The sequence below is a fragment of the Paenibacillus sp. S02 genome, assembly GCF_019454065.1.
GTDB lineage: Bacteria > Bacillota > Bacilli > Paenibacillales > Paenibacillaceae > Paenibacillus > Paenibacillus polymyxa_B.
Genome location: NZ_CP073682.1, coordinates 2357840 through 2376792, shown reverse-complemented (window position 1 = coordinate 2376792; position 18953 = coordinate 2357840). Strand labels below are relative to the sequence as shown.

Genomic DNA, 18953 nt, shown 5'->3' with positions numbered 1-18953 from the left:
ACATGCGGAAAAAACTGGTATTGACGGTCGCTGCTTCTCTAGCACTTGGAATGGGGATTTTTTCCTATTCATATTCAAATAGTGCGGCAATAAATAAGCAAGCCCAACATAATGCTAATCCAATTGCTATGAAAGACCCTTCATCTATATTACGTACAGGTGAAATTGAAGCCAACCATGCAATTTTCACAAATGCAGATGATGCGGAAGCTCAATCCGATGCTGTAGTTAAAGTCATTGCAACCGGAGAAAGCAAAAATGTCATTGAAAATTTTGATTGGGGGCCTTCAGGTAGAACAGAAACTAAGGTCAAAGTAACTAAAGTATATAAAGATTCCATAAAAAAGGAAATCGGTTCTGAACTTGTAGCATTCGAGCCTACCTATGTGATCCAAGACAAGCAGAGCAGTATTAGAATGAATTATGAAGATTACACACCAATGCAAGAAGGGAAGGAATACATCTTATTTTTAGTATGGAGTGAACCGCTTGGTGGATATTGGATTAATGCTTTAGAACAAGGAAAGCATGATTTATCTGGGACTGATGCAGAAGAAAAAACATTACAAGCTACTAATAATCAGTATAATGAGCTAAAGAAAAGTGTATTAGAAAAATATAAATAATGACTGGCAGGTAATAACTTATATGTGCCTTTTCGGACAAATTAACTCACTCAATAAAAACACGCCGTCCTGCTACTAAATTCCTTGGCGGGATGTACTGGCTCTAAGGTGGCCGCTCTTCCCCCTTAGAGCCACGCAAAATGGTACTGTTCTCGGTGCTAATAGGTCCTAGGGCTGTGAATTGAGTATAATTATGTAGCCATACAGAAGATTTCAATCTCTCCTCTATCAAGTCCAGCTCGTTCAACTCCAGAGCCGCATTTGTCTCAATTACTCCCACTCTCCTTCTTCATTCATTGTACCGTGACGTTCCCATCTTATTACGTATTTAGAATACTCTAGTATCATTGAAGCAAGCAGCTGTGTTTTTTCGCCATACGTTAGTTTGTATTGTTCTGAGATTTTCATTAGAAGAGATTGAACACCTGACTAAAAAGCGTCATTGTCTTCTTCCGTACTCCAAAAAGTAGCGATAATGCGCCGGAGCCAATACAAAACCTCCTTATGAAATATACTACGTCTCCAACACGCACCCATATAGAGTGCGACTTTAGCTTCTACTGTTAATTCTTCAAGTCCTAGCAAATTTCAATCCACGCACTCACATAGAGTGCGACAGCGAAAATGCAGGAATTAATACCCTAATGATATCAATTCCATACATTTTCGAAAAAAACGATGCTAAAAAAGCTTGAATCGACTATTGACTTCTAACGAAGAAAGCTAATTTAAAACCATTTCGACAAATTTCGAGGTGCGAAGGACCCGGGGTTTTTATGTGAGCTTCACATTCGCACCGTAACCAAGACAATACACTCAGGATACCACAAAACATTTCTCTGTCCCAGAGAATGCTCTATTTCTAAAACAATAACGACTCTGCCCCATCAATGACAATTTGTGCGCCAGTAATGTGTCGCGAATGATCAGAGGCCAAAAATGTCACCAAATCAGCTACCTGCTCGGGTTGACCCGGCCCATCAGCCAACGGTTGTCCTCCTTCGGGAAACTTGACGGGGATGGTAATTTGCTTTAACCCTTCCGATTTCTCCGTGGTTTCATCAATATTCGTCGAAATGGCACCCGGATAGATGACATTCACACGAATACGGAACTTAGCCAGCTCCAGCGCAGCCATTTTAGCAAAACCGGTTTGACCCGCCTTCGATGTGCTGTAGGCTGACATTCCAAAGCTGGTAAAGCGCTGATTTCCATTAATGGAGCTGGTAATAATAATGCTGCCGCCACCGTTCCTTTTCAAATGTGGTATTGTATACTTCACCGTCAGGAAGGTACCATCCAGATTCGTGGACAATGTTTGCCGCCAATCCTCAATGCTCAGATCCTCGATCGGTCCGACGACCCCGTTAATCCCGGCATTAGCAAAAATGATATGCAGACCGCCAAATAATTCAACCGCTTCCAGAACTGCTTTTTCCACACGCACCGGATCGGCAATGTCCACGTCAAATGCCCGCGCTGACCCTTCACGTATAGCATTAATTTCTCTTTCTGTCTCCAAAATACGCTCATTACTTACGTCAAAAAGAGCGACATTCGCTCCTTCTCTAGCCATTTGAATGGCCGTTGCCTTGCCAATCCCAGAACCAGCCCCCGTGATCAGAGCCGTTTTGCCTTCAAAGCGTGCGCCTCCTGCATATGTGTAGCTCATATGTATCGCTCCCTTTCAGTAATCTGTATAATCACAAGATTACCCAAAAGGATATACTTTATAATCACCATTTTTGCGCATTTTTTGCTATTCCTTTGCGATATTTAAGAAAAGGACCAATATTACGCGCATTAGCGCATCTTTCCTTCTCCTCCTCGTTACATTCTATAAATATCTTAACGAATCGTAATTTTCTATGTATTCATCAAAAAAAGGACGTTATACATCCATATCCATGGTTGTATAACGTCGGTTGTATAACGTCCTTTTGCTTATTTATTCACCACTGCAGCTCAATAAATGCAGCATCATCATCAAGTCCCCCGGTATGGGATGCATCCAGCAATACCTGTATCTGCTCATCAGGGACAGGCTCGCGAATGGGGTCCAAATCGGATAAACCGTCCGTATACACCTGTAATCTCATCGGCATATCTGCGGGTATACTTCTTTCGTACCAATGAGGCTTCCCACCAATTGGCCCACGACTTGTAGACCAGCGCTCCGCTGTAGAAAAGGTATGATCGAACAGCTCGCTGATTTCCTCGGCACCGTTCCATAGTCGCAAACGTGAATCCCCTTGCCAGGCAAGTCGAAGACGGCCACGGCTACCACGCTTCGGCAGTTCGATTTTACCGCAAATATACATGGACTGGCTTCCCTGACGACGTTTATCTTCCAATACCGAACGCATTAAGCCTGATTCGTGATCCAAAGGCTGCCGATCCAGTTCCTCTGCCGCTGTACCTGCCAAACGTTCAAGGTACACCCTCAACTGATCAGCAGACAGATCTTGTCCCCGTTCCATCCAATCCAGTAAAGAAGAACCCAGATAGCGGGCTGCAAAATCTCCTCGGTAACTGAGCCCGACACCATCACACAAGACAAAACAACAGACGGATTTATGAATACGTACTGCGGCGAAATCCTGTCCGCTTTCTCCCATACTGGCAGATTCGGCAGATCTTCCATAGCCATAACGACACATAAAACGACTGTGATGAGATGATAAAGGCTGATCGCCTGTCTGAGAGCTTATGTAAGCAAATTGCTGAGTCAGCCTTGCATTCATTCCCTTTTTTTTGCTCGCGGGGAGCAGGGACAGCAGTGGATTCATGCTTTTACCTCCTTACCGTACAGGCGTTGCGGCCGACATTTGGAACCCAATGGACACCAGTTCCGCACAGGTTCCGGGCAGCATCATAATGGCTCCTTCACCTAACTGATAATCTGCCTCAAATAGCATTTCTCGATAGCTTTCAGGCAGTACAGAAGACATATCACGCAATTTCACAGCATGTTCATCCTGCAACGGCGTATTATGTGTCAGACCTTTCCAGCGACGGGGGTCCTGAATAGGCGTTTCCAGCAACCTGTCGGATAAAAATATATTTTCCACCAGTACATTACCGTCCGGTACACTCATGCTCATAATGCGCTTCGCAATCGGTTCCGGATCATCGCCTGTGGAAACCCCATCTGTCATATGACAGACCAAAGGTGCAGGACAGTCCTGCATCCCTGGTAATTCTGCCTGCAAAATACGCTCAGCTTGCAAGAAGGCTTTTGCTGAATCTGAGAATCGTTTGGGTGTCAAATCGGGCAACGAACCAATGGCCGCGATTTCATCAATTCCCTTGACACCATTCAGCAGGTCATACACGTCGTCACTATAAGCTAAAATCGCAATCCGATAGCGTGCTGTCAGCCGATTTCCTTTGGTTGATCGGAAAACCATCTGCCGGATCGCTAACGATATAGCTTCATATACAACGTCAATACGCCGCCGCCCCTCCATCAGCATGTTCATCGACGCGCTGATGTCAATCAGGTAAATGATCAGGGCGGGAGTGCGTTGTGAAGCCTGTATTGTATAATTCATGGTTTGTACATGCTCCCCTCAGTTACCTTCTATCCCCATCTGTTTCGTATCTATCATTCCGCCCATATATAAACATATGAAATATTAAATTTTAGGCAGTCTAAAATTCGTATCTCCTAAAAAGTTATAGATCGAGGAAGCCCGATATCCCACTTCACCTACCGAACGATAATAAGAAGGATTACTATCATATAGTGTTCTAAAACGCTTCGCAAAGCTCTTTGCCTTCGCAGCGCTTCCACCTTCCTGAGAGGCATATGCCTTGTTGTACAGGGAAATAAGCTGAAGAACGTTCTCCTTGTTTCGTGCATGCATGGACTCTTTTTGCTTTTGTTCCGCCTCGGCTGCTGCCTTACGAGCTGCCTCTTCCTGGGCGGCACGGGCTTCCTGCTCTTTTTTCAAAGCCAAGTATTTTTCATACTTTGCCTGTTGATCATACGCTTTTTGCTTCGCCAACTTGGCAGCCGCCTGCTTATTTTGTTCTTTTTGGGCAAGATAAGCTTCATATTTAACCTGTTGAGCAATAAGGGCTTGCTGTTTCTTCTGCTCTTCCTGTTGCTTTTGAGCGACAAGTACCTGCTGTTTGGTCTGCTGTTCCGCTTCCTGGCGTTGTTTCTCCGTCAGCAATTTTTGAGCGGCTTCCTGCTCGTCTGCCAGCTTTTCCTCGGCCGCCTTTGCAGCCTTCTCTACCTCTTCCTGCTTGGCTGCCTCGATTTGTCGCTGATTGGACTGATCTGCAAGAATATTCACGGCTGGGATTCCAGCTGCCAACAGAACGACTGCGGCCGCAGTTGTCACGATAAACGCTTTGGAGCGATACCAGGCTTTTGATTGTTCAGGTTGCTCCGGCGTCTTGGGATTCAACTGCTCCTCTAGCCCTGTGATCGCAGCCGACACCTCCACATGCAGAGGACTGCCGTCTTCTACAAAATGATACAACGACCGGTATACTTCCAGCGCTGCAGCAGGTTTGTTTTGCTGCTCCAAATCACGTGCCTGTCGGAACAGCTTGTCCGTTACCCCACGCTCTCCCTGCTCCAGGGCAGCCTGATTTAGCAGTGCAGCCTGTTCAGCCTTGAGCGGTGCAGGCGCTGACAAAGAAGATGCAGCTTCACTGGAAAGGCCACTCACCGATACCGATTCTATTGTTTCTGTCACAGCAGGCTCCGGTTCTATAGCCTCAACTGGAATTTCCTGCTCAGTAACCGCATTAAGTACAACCAGCCATTCGCCAAAAGTAGGGCAACTGCTTAAATCCTGACTATCCCAGGCGCGGCTGAACAATTCTACCACCTTGCTGCCCCAACGGGATTCAAGTGATTTTCGTAAAATAAAATAACGTTCGCAAGGCGTCTGCATTTCATGCTGATCAAAATAACTTTCGCCCCACGCTTTGTCGACTACTACACGGTCAGACCAGCCTAGCATTTCTCCTATAATAATTGCCCCTGCAAAACGGTCTGCATACGCACTCCATAACCCGCTGTGGACGGTACGATGTGCGGCATACCCTGGCGAACCTGCCAATAGAGCGTCTGGACGATCCATTTTAGTACTATACATTTGTTCCACGTCCACCAATTCCACAGCTGACGTGCCTTGAGGCAGTTCCACTTCAGAAAAAAACGGAAGCATCACATTCGGCGCCGATAAATCACAGTGCGCCAATCCTTTTTGCTCCATAGCTGAACCGATCCCTGCCAATGCTCTGGCTAAAGCCAGACTATCGGAAGCCTCAAGCTGACGCTGATCTGTGAGACAATCGAACCATGTCATACCGTGAACCCATGGCATCAGCACCGCATACAGCAAATCAGGCTGCTCGGCGATCAGACTTCCGTTTCTTTCTGGAGTGAGCACATCACGCTTGCATACCTGCAAACCGGGAATATCCCCGTATGCTTCCATATGCTCAGATTGATAAACCATAGCCGGGATGCGAAACTTCGGAAAAAACACTTTAAGGGCTTTTGCCTCATGCGGCGCTCCATTTTTGGCATTCAGCTGGTATACAATTCCCTGCCGCCCTGCTTGAGCATAGGCTAAACCGGGTGCAGCGGGATGTCGTCCAACCACATAAGCTGTGCCGTTTATGATCAATTCGTCTCCCGGATTCGGTTGAAAAGACATGAAACATCCCTCTCCTTACATCATTCAGTATGCTAGTTTTCCTCACCTTATTATATACATCTATGGATGGCAAGAAAACCGGGTATCCGAAGATCGCCCGGTTTTTCCTGAACATCCTGTGCCAAACCGTGAGGAATGGCTCACATATTGCTTCTTATAGAGTGGTATATGATAAGTTAATGCCTATCAGGCAAGGCAACTTATTTCGTTTGGTCAACCGTACGGAATTTGTTAGCGATAGCTGTCAATTCTTGGCTGATGCTGTTCAAAGTCGTTACGAAAGCTTGCATTTGTTTGCTAGCTTCCTGAAACTCTTGGAAGAAGCGTTGTTTAGTCATACCTTCCCATTGACCTTCCATACCTGAGATGGACTGTGTCAAACTGGAAACGATCTGTTGGCTTTGCTCACCACTTTGTTTAAATTGGTTAGCCACCTGATCAACCTGTTCTGGGGTAATTAAAATGCGTCCTGCCATTTTTTGCGTCCTCCTTGATGATAAAAATGTTTTTGTTTTATCTAGTTCAAATTGTACTATGGCTATTTAATTCCCTACAAAAGGCAAAGGACCTAATTGTAACAATCCCACTTTTTAACTATAAAACAGCACCTAACAGTATAATATTAACAAAACAACCACCTAATAAGTCCCATAAAGTCGGGAATTGCGAAACGAATCAAGTAAATTGTGCAGTCGATCCAGAATGTCCTGGAACGCGATCCCAACTAAGCGACAGGTTGATCTCTTGTTGTAGACGGATCAGTAAAATACCAATCCTGCGGACTGCTAGAAGACGCCTGCATCAGAATATCCTGATGATACGTTTCTACATCCGAAGACTGTACACCAGCAATGGCATGTACGACAGACTGCGGGTTTGAAATCAGACTGCCTGCTTCCGAAGCTTGCCCAGGCAGAATAGACGGTGATTGCTGATTCGACCAATCGAGCATCGTGACGGGTCGTCCCAATGGTTGGCTGGCAAATGACAGAATCGTTTGATAGTTGTGGTCAACAGACTGAAACTGCTCTGCCTTTCGGTTCAGTTGTGTACCTGATGTATGGAGGTAAGCATGAATCTGTTCTGACATCCGCTTGGCCTGCATCCAATGATTTAAGATCGCCTCGCGTGCAGATACATCCCAATCCAGCGATTGTAACGCCTGCTCCAAACCTGCTGTTAACTGTTGAATTTGCTCCGCCGCATGCTGTAGCTGCCCGCTAAGCCCCCGAAGCACATCCGGTTCAACTCGAATGCGCATATCCATCACCCTTCTTCTGTCACTTCTTCATTCACTGCCGACTTTTTCAACCAATTTAATAACAAATCCACAAACTGATCTCTTGAAGCCATAGCTGCAATCAGCCAGTCTCCGTTACCACTAGAGCTCATCCGAAATATCCAGTTCATTGCAGGACACAGGACAAAGGCTGCCCGTTGTGATTCCCACTCCCTGCCGTTCCATACCAGCAATTGCAGTTCTCCCTCGGCTACACGGGAACTCAAAGACTGAGCCAGTCTTGCAGCCCCCTCTGCATCTCCGCTAGCCTCGGTCAGTTTACTGCTGATCAGAGACACACTTTCTCCTGCCGATTGCTCGTAAATTTTATTAAATGCCTGCTTGGAGAACATAAGTGCGGGGGATTCAGGCACAAGTCGATCTACCCAACCCATTTTATCAATCAATGTCTCGCAAGCCTTTTCCACATTACCCAGATCATACAGTCGATACTCATCGGGTTCATCAGCGGATTTCACGAGTTCCACTACACGCTCGTTCGTGCAATGGAGATAGCCTTCAAACTGCTTACCTCCCCGCACATAGCGTATACGGCAAGCCCTGTTGGATAATCCCGCGATAGCGACTCTTGAAAAAACGGTAGGAGGCATTGCTAGCTCTTTGCCCTTATCTACCCGCTTTAGATAACCCTTTTCCAAAAGAGTAGCTTTTACCTGCTCCCACTCTTCCGCCAACTCCTCTGCTAGATAGCCCTTAAACGGATCTTCCACCCCAAGCAGTCTGTCAGAACCCAGTACGCCTGCCAGAAAAAACAGTTCCTTCGCCTTGAGGGTTATTAACTTCTGCTTGGAAGCTTGAAACGTTAACATTATGAGCCACCTCCCTTCAAACTACAACATGCCATCGGTCACGAATTTTCGTTATCCAATCCTCACAGCTCACTTGCTCTGAGAAGGGAATTGCCGCTTTTATCCTGGTAAATTTGCGCCGTACGTAGTATCCCTGCCCAGGTGGCAGGACTTTTAGGCCACCAGCAGCGGCGTTCGCCTCCGAATAAGGGATACGAAAGAACGATAGATCATTCGAATCTAGTGTTCCAAATAGCATACCGCTTTGGCTTGCCTTGACATCATTAAACCAGTCCACACCAAAGGTAGGGAAATCAGATGGCACACCCGATAGCACGACATGCACATTGCGATCACGTCCCAACCGTACAATGGCGGAGAGCTGATCCTTTATCATAAAATCGTTCAGTTGCTTACTTAACATATCCGCATCATCAATGACCAGGAGCAATTCGGGATCATTCCCCTCCTTGTTCCGCTGTTGAACGATATCATACACTTTCTGTACCAGAGGTCCCATTTCTTCCTCGCTTTCGGCAGCAGCCTTAACATGAGGAAGATGCCGTAATCTAGATAGTCCTCCGCCTCCATAGCGTGTATCGATCGTATAGACCTCCAATTGATCGGGTGATGTGTAATAAGCAAGCGATATAATCCAGCTCATTAGAAAAGAGGTTTTTCCACCCTCCATTGGACTACCCACTATAAAATTGGGCCCTTCTTTCAGATTCAGGAGAAAAGGCTCAAGATCGTCACTCTGTAGACCTACAGGTACTTCATAAGGAAGTGCACCCGAAGGTCCACTCGTCCGATCCCACTGCTGAAGCAGTTCCGACAATGGAATCCGCTCAGGTAATGGGAGGATGGCTGGTGCGTGCTTGCCTTTCCATTCCTGCACAATGCCAGCAATATTGCGGCGTAACCGTGCTGATCGCTCCGCCTCATCTTCTCCTGGTGAAGGCAATGCCGTCTGGAACTCCAGCGGAGGAACATGCCCTTTAACCAGAGCGCGGCCTGGAATTAACGGTCCTGGCGTTTTGGCTGGTCGTCCTACCGCATAGTAATAGTCACTCGGGTCGGACATTTCAAAAGAAACAGCGTTCGGTATGTTACTGCGGAATTTCTCAAACACATCGGTAATCCGGTTCGCTGTAATGATAAACGTAATACCTAGACTGCCTCCTTCTCGCAAAAGAGATTCCAGCAGTTCATTTTCATCTGGATAAGCATTACGGAAATTAAGATATCCATCAATAACTACGACAATTTGCGGAACATCCTCAACAGCAGAACGTCGATAAGAGCTTATTGTTTTGACACCAGCCTCGGAAAGCATTTCCTTGCGTACGGCCACCATCTTGAACAGATAACGGAACAGTCGCTTGATCCGGTCATCCTCCTCAGCCATCATAACAGCCCCGATTTGGGGAAGTTCCCCAAAGTCGCGCATCGTTCGACCCATATCAATGATATAACCGTTCCAATGATTCGCTGCAAAACGCTGAGCCGTGGACATCAGCAATGTATGCAAAAAGGTCGTCTTTCCCATGCCCGGCATGCCATACACAGCCCAATGACCATGATCCAGCGATGCATAAATTGGGTCCTGCCGCTGATTCGGCAAATCATCGACCAGACCAATAAGGGCCTTCAACTCCAAAGGTGATGATGTACTATCTATTTCGGTGCATGCCGGCAGATTTGTTAAATCCAGCAATTCAGGCAGCGGCGGAAGCCACGGTCCCTGAAGTCGTTCGATCCCTGCCTTAGCAGCCTCATTCGCAATATAATCAATAAATACTTGAAGCTGTTTAGGGGCTTCTTCTCCTTTTAAGCCTGAGCTTGCCCGTTCGCCGCCCGTCAGTAGCGCTTCACGTTTCCCGTTCAGTCTCACTTCATGTACAGGTAGTGCAGAAGAAATATCGCTGTTGCCTATATACGGCGCACCGCTCCAAGCAAACTGCATCTCTTCAAACACCTCGTCGCTACCGACCTGGAAATATCCTCGTCCCGGCTTCGTAATCCACGCGGCATTCGGTATTTTCAACATGTCACGGCTATCACCTTCGCTTTGCACCCGTAAGCAGATGCGGAACCTGGAGTTACTCCAGATCTTATCATCTACGACACCTGCGGGCTTTTGCGTCGCCAAAATCAAATGGACACCTAGTGTCCGCCCAATCGCGGCAATACTGATTAGCTCATCCATAAACTCTGGCTGATCCCGCTTTAATTGTGCAAATTCATCAATAATAATAACCAGATGAGGCAGCGGTTGTTCCTGCCGCTGCCGGAGTAGTCTGTAATATTCATCAATATGCTGTAAATTGCCTGCATCGTTCAATATCTTCTGTCGACGAACCAGTTCTGCTTTAAGAGATATTTTGGCGCGTTCAATCAAATTATTGTCCAAGTTCGTGATCGTACCCACAACATGCGGCAAGTTAACGAACGTGTTGGACATGCCTCCGCCCTTGTAATCGATCAGCATAAAAGCAAGATCATGCGGATGAAACTCGGCAGCAAGCGAGGCTACGATGGACTGGATAACCTCACTCTTCCCTGAACCCGTTGTACCGGCGATCAAGCCATGGGGACCATGTCCTTGACGCTCTATCTTATCATGCAGGTTAATCATAATCCGCTTACCGCCTGCTCGCACGCCCATCGGCACAGGTAAGGTATCGGGATGGCGGTTACGTCGCCACCGATCTGCCACGTCCAGTTCTTCCACACTCGCTACGCTCATCATATCAAACAGAGGTAGCACGGCGGGAATGTCAGAAGCAGAGGAACGCTTCAAGCGAATAGGAGCCATGTACCTCGCCAATGCATCGGCTTCCTCTTTTGACAAACGATCCGGTTTAAAACTTTGCTGTTCAACCTCCGCCGATTCTGATTTGCGGGCATATACGCCCTGCTCTTTGGAAGCTTCCACAATCAGCTGACACTGCATCGGCAAAGCCTCTTTACGAGAAGCCAGCACAATCGTACACGCATCAATGGCTCGACCGTCCTCCAGTAACAACGGCAGCAACGGTTCTTCCTCAATCAGCTGGGTGTCAGATAAAACAACGATATAACACGGGACTTCCATCCCTTTGCCCTGGCGATCATTGCGATTATTTTTACGGCGGTTCAGTCTGGCAAACAGAAAATCAGCTAATTGATGTGCACTACTACTGCGGTCTGACATCATCCTCTGGATTCGGTCATCATCCCACACATGTGGGAGCCAGCGCATCCAAGTCCATTCACTTTCCTCTCGCTCGTCGTAGAAGGAAGCGATTTTCACTTCATCTGGCGAGTGGCGAACCGTCACTTGTGCCAAGATGACTCTTAACGCAGCAAGGGTATGCTCCCGTTCGCCGACCAATCCAACCACTTTGGATTGAAACAGTGGTAATGCAATGGAAGCGGCGTCTACCAGACGAAATTCTTCTTCCAGTTCATCCGCAGCTCCCAACAAAGGATCTCGGTCATAACCGTCTGGGCGTGGAATTTGCAATTTAATATGAAAGGGAACTTGTCCAGTCCCAATACGCACCTGCAAAAAGTCCTCATCCTCAGGTGATCGTTCCCAGAGTGAACTATTGCGGTTTTTGACGATTTGAGTGCATATTTGCGGGTCACCGTGAATTTCATATAGTGTGCGAATTTGCTCCTCGCGTTTCATTTCAAGTTCTTCACGATGCTTTTGGAGTTGTTCTCGGTACATCCGGTCCCGTTCCTCCAGCTTACGCTTGTATTCCTTCTTATTATTTAAATAGACGAAAAAAGGAATCGTATAAGATGTAAGCATCATGACCACGGTGACCATCTGGAACATCAAATAGTTACTGTTACCCATCTTGCCTGTTTTGCTTATATATACGTAAAAGCCTATAGTCACCAACGTCATCATTAACGGAATAAGTATAGATATAATAGAAAAAGACGGCTTGCTCGGCTCAGCCGGAGGCCGTAAAATCTCCAGCTTCTCCTCTCGGAGCGCCGGCCTTAATCTCGGGGATCGCTGGTATAATGCATTCAAGACAAAAGTCCCCCTTTTCGCTTACTATTTCATTTTACCAAGGTTTCATATAATTTCATGTGTGTATTTACCCATTTTTTTCACTTTGAAACAGAGAACGCCTTCCATACACAGGCGCTTCGTCCTGAGTTGTCGAAAAAGCGCGCTGAATACGCACAGTACATCCTTCCCGCAAGCCTGATCCTGTGAGTAGCTGGTTATCCCCCACCCTGAACCAAAGCCCTCCCGGGAACTTTGCTTCCATAATATATTGCATGCCTTCCACCGGAGGTTCGCCGAAAATGCGCACACCCAGCATCAGCTTTAAATGTTCCACCGAGTATTCATCAGCTACCTCGATGTCAAACCACTCTGTTTCCTGTCGTCCTGAAAGCACGGTCAGGATCATCTGTCATCCCTCCCGATCCTTAATATATAGCAAAGTTCACGCAAAAAGCCTATTTCAACGGAAATATGGCTATCGTAACTGTAGCATCCGACTATTAGACTGTCAATTTGTTACAAAATACCCACTCTAAAAATAAAACAGCGACTTTAGTCATATTCTCTCACATTAGTAGAGTCATTGGTATCAATAATATGTATTTAATCATTTCTAATACGGCTATATACGTCATTTTGTCGATTAGTTAGAACTAAATTCGATTGTTCCCTAGATTGTTGTGAACACTTTGTAAATTTTTCAGACCTTTATGTTTTTATAAGGTGTTTTTAAGGTAATTTTAAGAAACGGGCACTACAATAAAGCCATGAAATAACTCAGGCGAGGTGATTTTTGTGAGAACATTAATTACATTTCAAAACAAACGTATTCCCGTATACTTCAATCAAGAAAATAAGCAACCGGTACAAAAAACTTTAAAACTTCTAAGTAACACTTTGGAGAATAAAATCTCCAGCGGCAAGCGTGCCCTTCAAAAATGTCTTAACTCTTTGATCAGTATAGAGATTGTCGGTTGTGAAGCCATCCTGCATAGCGTTAGTGAAAATGATTCATTGGCATTGTCCCTCTATTAAGAGGGACTTTTTTTTGTCCACATTAGACACAAAAAAGAGAGGGGCATTTCAGCACCCTCTCCATATCAGCAGCTTTGAAACATGATACATGTGACTTACCGCAGCTTATGCATTTGATCAGACTCTATTTAAAGTATTCTGCGATAACCTTTTTTACCGCCTCGTTCCTTATTCTGCGCCTTCTCAATCCGTATTCTAAACAGTTCTAGTAAATTAGCGCGTGTATGCTCTTCCCGGCAGTTGTCCAGCTTTTTTAAGATAAAACGGTCAATGGACATATGACTCAGGCTCCTTTACAGCAAGCTGCCCCTGCTTTTTAAGGGGATGATCAGGCTATCCATTTTTAACCATTCTGTACGTTGTTTAAACAGGTACGTTCCTTATAGGATAAAGCAGGCGGGATTACATACCCTTTAATTAGGGTAAATACATAAAGTTTCGAAAATTTTATCACGTTAAGCCTGGAAGCTATGGACAAGGAGCGAGCAAAAACCATGAGTAAACACATGATTACAAAAATAGGCTGGAACCTTTTATGTGCATTCTTAATCCTAACGATGCTGGCTGCATGCAGCAGGGAAAAAGCTTCAACCCGGAGTATGGCCCAACATGAAGCTGAAGCACGTGCCTACACTGTAACGGGTAATCCCAACCAAGGCGCATCATCCCTTGATGAACGAGCTGCCAATCATACACCTGTTCATCAGCAAGGCAGCAGCTATGTCGAAATATCAGGTGGCGTTAGCATTGATAAAAATACCGTGAAGGTTACAGGACATTCCAACCTCCCGGCCGGAGCACGGATCAAAGGGAATCTTGCGGTCAAAAACTCCCTGTTAACTGGGTACACGGATGAGACCACCATTCAAAAGGACGGAAGTTTTGTACTTCAGGTACAACGCCCTGGAATACAGGGCAGTATGGATCTGACTGTTCTGTTCCGTCCGGATGACCAAGACAATGAGATACGAAATCTGTATGGTAGCGGTGGAAACAAATTGGAAGGTCCTTATGTATATCAATACGAAGAAAACAAACAGCTTTTGCATGAAGTTCGGATTGGGGCTGAATTTGATCCTGAACAAGAACGCAATACTCCTTTAGTTAAGCCCGTCTGGAACAAGCCTAAGGACTACGGTGGCCCTCAAGTGTGGATTAAGCCTGATGTGAAGCAAGAAGGTAACTATTATCATGTATATGCGCGCAGCAATTTGCTGGAAGGGTCGGACGTCAAACTCACGATTGATTTTCCGGGACGATGGCAGTTTGGCTACGATGATCAAACCAAAGTTATGCCTGACGGCTCCTTCAGCATGAGGGTTAAAAAGCCGAGCCTTGCCAACCGCTACACCATAGTCATAAGTTTCGAACCAAACGAAGATATGTGGACCAACGCCAAACAGGCGTACGGTACACAAGGAGAACGTCTTTCGGGACCGTTAGTCAAATCCGCAGACGACAAAGAGGGCTCCAAACAGATTGAAGCCCGTATCCCTATCCAACCCAAATCGTAACAAAACGCAGCATCTAACTTAAAGTTACGGCCGTTCGCCATGAAATACACTTCACAGATACAGCCTATGACGCGGTTTCCACGTCTGAGCAGGTACAGTATCTAGTGTTGTCTAACCGCTACGGCTGTATCGTGACTGGCGTGCCTATACTTACCTTCTCCTGAAGCTCAAGCACATCCTTATTCTGCATTCGAATGCAGCCATGTGACACCATCTTGCCAATGGACCATGGCTCATTGGTGCCGTGAATGCCATAATGCGGCTTGGACAGCCCCATCCAGAACGCTCCGAAAGGGCCGCCGGGATTGGGCTGTTTGTTAATAATCGTAAATTGCCCATGCGGTGTCTGTGTAGCCAGCTTGCCAATACCGACTGGATAACTAAGAACAATCTGATCTCCATCTTTCAAATATAAACGACGATCCGATAAATCCACCGTAATGCTGTAGTTCGGCATATATTCACCCCTTTATACCATATGCCGACTACAACATAGATTTTCTTATATTTTTACATTTGATGCTTCACTGCAGTTCGGCTTACCACTCCACATCACGTCGCCAGCCGCTTCGCTGATCCCTACGACCCGGGGTTGTGCTTGAACGGCTATCTTTCCTGCGCCGGTCTGCTTCCTTACGCGCCTGATATTCCAGTTCCCGCTGCATTTTGCGATAATTGTTTACTCTGGATTCCGACAATTCTCCTCTCTCTATAGCTTCCTCCACTGCACATCCAGCTTCGCCCTTATGCTTGCAATCTGCAAAACGGCACTGCTGCGCTGTTTCCATAATATCCGTAAAGGTATGAGCGACACCCATGGAATCATCCCACAGATTAAGCTCGCGCATACCAGGTGTATCCAGCAAAACGGCTTGCTTTGCGATGGGAAAAAGCTGTCGGTGAGTGGTTGTGTGCCTGCCCCGGCTGTCTTCCTCCCTCACATCCTGTGTCAGTTGAACTTCAGACCCGGAGAGCCAGTTTACTATCGTGGATTTTCCACTACCGGAAGAGCCTGTCAAAGCAACTGTACAGCCAGGTTGAAGAAACGCCTCCAGTTGCTCTCTGCCTTCGTTCTGCAAAGCAGAAATAACGATAACAGGTACACCAGGGGCAACTCCCTCCGCTTCAGCAACCCGTTGTTCGACATCTTCACAAAGATCACTCTTACTCAAAACGACAACCGGGTTTACCCCGCTGTTCCAAGCCATAATTAAATACCGTTCCAGTCTGCGCATATTAAAATCATGATTCAGCGCATTAACAAGGAACAACGTATCCACATTGGTAGCGATCAGCTGCTCCTTCGTCTCAAAGCCCGCGGCCTGTCTAGATATTCGACTTTTCCGTGGCAAGACGGCATGGATGACTGCATCCGACACTTCATCTGGCGTAGTGATTGCTAGCCAGTCCCCTACGGCAGGCATTTCCGCCGGATCGACAATAGCATGTCGTAGCTTACCTGAAGCTGCTCCCCAGCGTTCTCCATCCATTGTGATAAGCTTCACCTTTTGTCCATAATCGGCAATCAAGCGGGCAGGACGTACCTGTGTATTTCCTGCGCGTTCCTCAAAACTTTGCTTCCATTGGTCCCAAAAACCGTTCCAGTAATCAGACCAACCGTATTCATGTATACTCATTGTTTTCCTCCTGAAATCATTGTTAATTTTTTGAGCGTAGTGTTATTCGATCGGTATACATTTTTCTCCCCGCATGCAAACAACGCAAAAAATCCGCAGGGGTTTCCCTGCGGAGGGTATACGATTCAGGCCGATGTGATCCGTTCGTTCACTTAAGCAAGCAGTCTTCACAGACCACTCCCCAGAACCAGCAACTGGATAACAAGATGCCTAACCATAAAAAATCCGCAGGGAATCACTCCCTGCGGATTTCGTTGGTTCTACTGCCAACCAACTGCTAAGCCAAGACTATAGATCTATACAGTCTTTAACCGTGCATCGTCCGTGCGGGAGACAAGTCATTCTGCTGCTGAACCCATCCATTCATGTTCGTACGCATATAACATCGCCTCCTCCTAAAATTTCCTTTATCATACAAGTCCATCAATTGTCTGTCAAGGCTGCCCACGAAACTTTTTTGAAATCTTTGTCAAGTTTCGTTTAGTGTACCTGATCCCAGCGCGTCCACATCTCACGCGGGTTCAATTCGTACATTTCCCGTTCCCTGTACATAAACTGATGCATAATCAGCTCACGCCGAATCGTTGCAAAATCCTCATGGTATTGCTTGATCCACTCGTTTAATTCACGTTCAGGATACATGCGGCCTGGCTCCAGCTTTTCTGCCAGCATCTGAAGTACGATTAATTTTTTCTTATACTGCGCAGGGATTTGGCGCAACTTGCCGTCCTTGGAAAAAAAATTGCGTAAGACCGACGCCTCCAGCGTTTCATTCAACTCTGACATCTCTTCCTCCCCCTCTCCTTTTTCGAAAATAAATCGCACCGTCGCCTCGGCATGCTGCCGGATCAGCTCTGGATTCAGTGTAAAATACACCGTGTTTTTATCACGTCGTTCCTTAATCAACCCAGCCTCACGGAGTTTGGAAGCATGATGTGTAACAGTCGGCTGGGACAAATTCAGCTTTTTCGCCAAAGCTTGGCCATGCATCTCCCCACGGGACAAAAGAAGTAATATTCGCATACGCGTTGGATCAGCAAGTGCTTTATGATAATTGACCATTTTATCCAGTTGCATCGTTATTGCACCTCTTTTCACTAGTACATACTTGCTATGCAAGCGAATTTAATCACACAAAATAGATATACATCTAATTATATGTTTACTAAAAGTAGCTGTCAATCTTCACCTTCCATCATCACTTTCTGAAAACGGCTGGATATTGTGTTCGCATTGCGGTAGGATTATTATTTGAAAACTTCTCACATACTGAGCTATTTGCTTCAATCCTAAGATCCGTTTTTAATCGTCAAAATAATGTTAACCCTACAAAACTGGCATAATAAACCAATACAACTGGAGGTTCATCCAAATGTACGACGTAATCATTATCGGTGGCGGACCCTGCGGACTATCCGCTGCAATCGAATGCAGCCGCAGAGGTTTGCAAACTGTCATTATTGAAAAAAGCAACATCGTTCACTCCATTTTTCTGTATCCGACGAACATGCAGTTTTTTAGCACCGCCGAACTACTGGAAATCGGTGATGTTCCATTCAGCACCCCTAATGATAAACCTTTTCGTCATGAAGCACTGGCGTACTATCGTAAGGTAGCCACTCATTATAACTTGAACATTCAGCATTATGAGGAGGCCCAGTCCATTCATCGCCAGGATGACGGTACATTTACCGTACATACTCTGAGTAAAGGGGAAATAGCCAAAACGTATTCGTCACGCTATGTCGTTGTGGCTACAGGATATTTTGATCATCCGAACTATTTGGGCATTCCCGGGGAACAATTGGATAAAGTCACGCACTATTTCAGCGAAGCCCATCCCTATACAGGAACCCGGGTCGCAGTCATCGGTGGCAGTAACTCTGCGGTAGATGCTGCAATGGAATTGGTGCGGGTCGGAGCTACGATTGATATGGTATATCGTCGAAGCGAGTTGTCCCAATACATCAAGCCGTGGGTTCGTCCACTGTTTGACAGTATGGTACAAAAAGGGAAAATCACGCTGCACTTAGGCGCACGTATTACCGAAATTCATCCAGACCATGTCTTAGTCACTCCACTGGACACTGAAGCGTTCCGGCTCGAAAATGATTTTGTACTGGCACTGACTGGATTTCACCCAGAACGAAAACTACTGGAGTCTGTTGGCGTCCACATGGCTGAGGATCTGGACAAACCAGAATTTAATCCTGCCACGATGGAAACGAACATCCCAGGTGTATATGTCGCTGGGGTCATCGCTTCAGGCAGCAATGCCAATGAAGTGTTTATTGAAACAGGCCGCTGGCACGGGCGTCAAATCGCCGAACATATTCAAAGCTAAATAAACGAAG

The 18953-nt window shown here is 46.2% G+C and carries 17 protein-coding genes; 4 read left to right on the top strand and 13 right to left on the bottom strand.

Features of this window, described 5'->3' with window-relative positions; all coding sequences use genetic code 11:
* The first annotated feature begins 2 nt into the window (after nt 1-2).
* Nucleotides 3-626: a hypothetical protein gene (locus KAI36_RS10635; RefSeq protein ID WP_220027685.1), complete on the top strand. Its 624-nt coding sequence runs from the start codon at nt 3-5 to the stop codon at nt 624-626.
* 862 nt (nt 627-1488) lie between these two features.
* On the opposite strand, the gene KAI36_RS10630 is transcribed toward KAI36_RS10635, so the two are convergent.
* The 9 genes from KAI36_RS10630 to KAI36_RS10590 form a co-directional block, all read right to left on the bottom strand.
* Nucleotides 1489-2298: an SDR family oxidoreductase gene (locus KAI36_RS10630; RefSeq protein ID WP_220027684.1), complete on the bottom strand. Its 810-nt coding sequence runs from the start codon at nt 2296-2298 to the stop codon at nt 1489-1491.
* A 280-nt stretch (nt 2299-2578) separates the two neighbouring features.
* Nucleotides 2579-3415, bottom strand: coding sequence for a hypothetical protein (locus KAI36_RS10625; protein WP_013309993.1), 837 nt, complete (start codon nt 3413-3415; stop codon nt 2579-2581).
* A 12-nt stretch (nt 3416-3427) separates the two neighbouring features.
* Nucleotides 3428-4180 carry a vWA domain-containing protein gene (locus KAI36_RS10620; protein ID WP_013309992.1) on the bottom strand — a complete coding sequence of 251 codons (753 nt, stop codon included), beginning with the start codon at nt 4178-4180 and terminating at the stop codon, nt 3428-3430.
* 84 nt (nt 4181-4264) lie between these two features.
* A complete protein-coding gene (locus tag KAI36_RS10615) occupies nt 4265-6310 on the bottom strand; it encodes a serine/threonine-protein kinase (protein WP_220027683.1) in 2046 nt (681 codons plus the stop codon).
* A gap of 200 nt (nt 6311-6510) precedes the next feature.
* On the bottom strand, nt 6511-6786 hold the full coding sequence (locus KAI36_RS10610) for a WXG100 family type VII secretion target (RefSeq protein WP_013309990.1): 276 nt from the start codon (nt 6784-6786) through the stop codon (nt 6511-6513).
* A 248-nt stretch (nt 6787-7034) separates the two neighbouring features.
* The gene (locus KAI36_RS10605) at nt 7035-7571 is read right to left on the bottom strand and encodes a WXG100 family type VII secretion target (RefSeq protein WP_220027682.1); all 537 of its coding nucleotides are present in this window, start codon (nt 7569-7571) and stop codon (nt 7035-7037) included.
* Nucleotides 7572-7576: 5 nt separating this feature from the next.
* Nucleotides 7577-8419: a hypothetical protein gene (locus KAI36_RS10600; protein WP_220027681.1), complete on the bottom strand. Its 843-nt coding sequence runs from the start codon at nt 8417-8419 to the stop codon at nt 7577-7579.
* 16 nt (nt 8420-8435) lie between these two features.
* On the bottom strand, nt 8436-12431 hold the full coding sequence (essC, locus tag KAI36_RS10595) for a type VII secretion protein EssC (protein WP_220027680.1): 3996 nt from the start codon (nt 12429-12431) through the stop codon (nt 8436-8438).
* A gap of 67 nt (nt 12432-12498) precedes the next feature.
* Entirely contained in the window at nt 12499-12819 is a 321-nt protein-coding gene (locus KAI36_RS10590) for a hypothetical protein (RefSeq protein WP_220027679.1), read from the bottom strand.
* Between the two features lie 389 nt (nt 12820-13208).
* Between KAI36_RS10590 and KAI36_RS10585 the strand changes: the two genes are divergently transcribed.
* Nucleotides 13209-13448 carry a hypothetical protein gene (locus tag KAI36_RS10585; protein ID WP_013370782.1) on the top strand — a complete coding sequence of 80 codons (240 nt, stop codon included), beginning with the start codon at nt 13209-13211 and terminating at the stop codon, nt 13446-13448.
* Between the two features lie 128 nt (nt 13449-13576).
* On the opposite strand, the gene KAI36_RS10580 is transcribed toward KAI36_RS10585, so the two are convergent.
* On the bottom strand, nt 13577-13726 hold the full coding sequence (locus tag KAI36_RS10580) for a hypothetical protein (protein ID WP_023988262.1): 150 nt from the start codon (nt 13724-13726) through the stop codon (nt 13577-13579).
* Nucleotides 13727-13942: 216 nt separating this feature from the next.
* Between KAI36_RS10580 and KAI36_RS10575 the strand changes: the two genes are divergently transcribed.
* Nucleotides 13943-14962: a flagellar motor protein MotB gene (locus KAI36_RS10575; RefSeq protein WP_256703236.1), complete on the top strand. Its 1020-nt coding sequence runs from the start codon at nt 13943-13945 to the stop codon at nt 14960-14962.
* A gap of 118 nt (nt 14963-15080) precedes the next feature.
* Here KAI36_RS10575 and KAI36_RS10570 read toward each other — a convergent pair whose 3' ends face one another.
* From KAI36_RS10570 to KAI36_RS10560, 3 genes are all read right to left on the bottom strand, one after another.
* Nucleotides 15081-15419, bottom strand: a complete 339-nt coding sequence (locus tag KAI36_RS10570) for a L,D-transpeptidase (protein WP_220027678.1) — start codon at nt 15417-15419, stop codon at nt 15081-15083.
* Nucleotides 15420-15501: 82 nt separating this feature from the next.
* The gene (rsgA, locus tag KAI36_RS10565; protein ID WP_025719067.1) at nt 15502-16599 is read right to left on the bottom strand and encodes a ribosome small subunit-dependent GTPase A; all 1098 of its coding nucleotides are present in this window, start codon (nt 16597-16599) and stop codon (nt 15502-15504) included.
* A gap of 480 nt (nt 16600-17079) precedes the next feature.
* Nucleotides 17080-17676: a DUF2087 domain-containing protein gene (locus KAI36_RS10560; protein ID WP_068940675.1), complete on the bottom strand. Its 597-nt coding sequence runs from the start codon at nt 17674-17676 to the stop codon at nt 17080-17082.
* 295 nt (nt 17677-17971) lie between these two features.
* Between KAI36_RS10560 and KAI36_RS10555 the strand changes: the two genes are divergently transcribed.
* The gene (locus KAI36_RS10555) at nt 17972-18943 is read left to right on the top strand and encodes a YpdA family putative bacillithiol disulfide reductase (RefSeq protein WP_220027677.1); all 972 of its coding nucleotides are present in this window, start codon (nt 17972-17974) and stop codon (nt 18941-18943) included.
* The last annotated feature ends 10 nt before the right edge of the window (nt 18944-18953 follow it).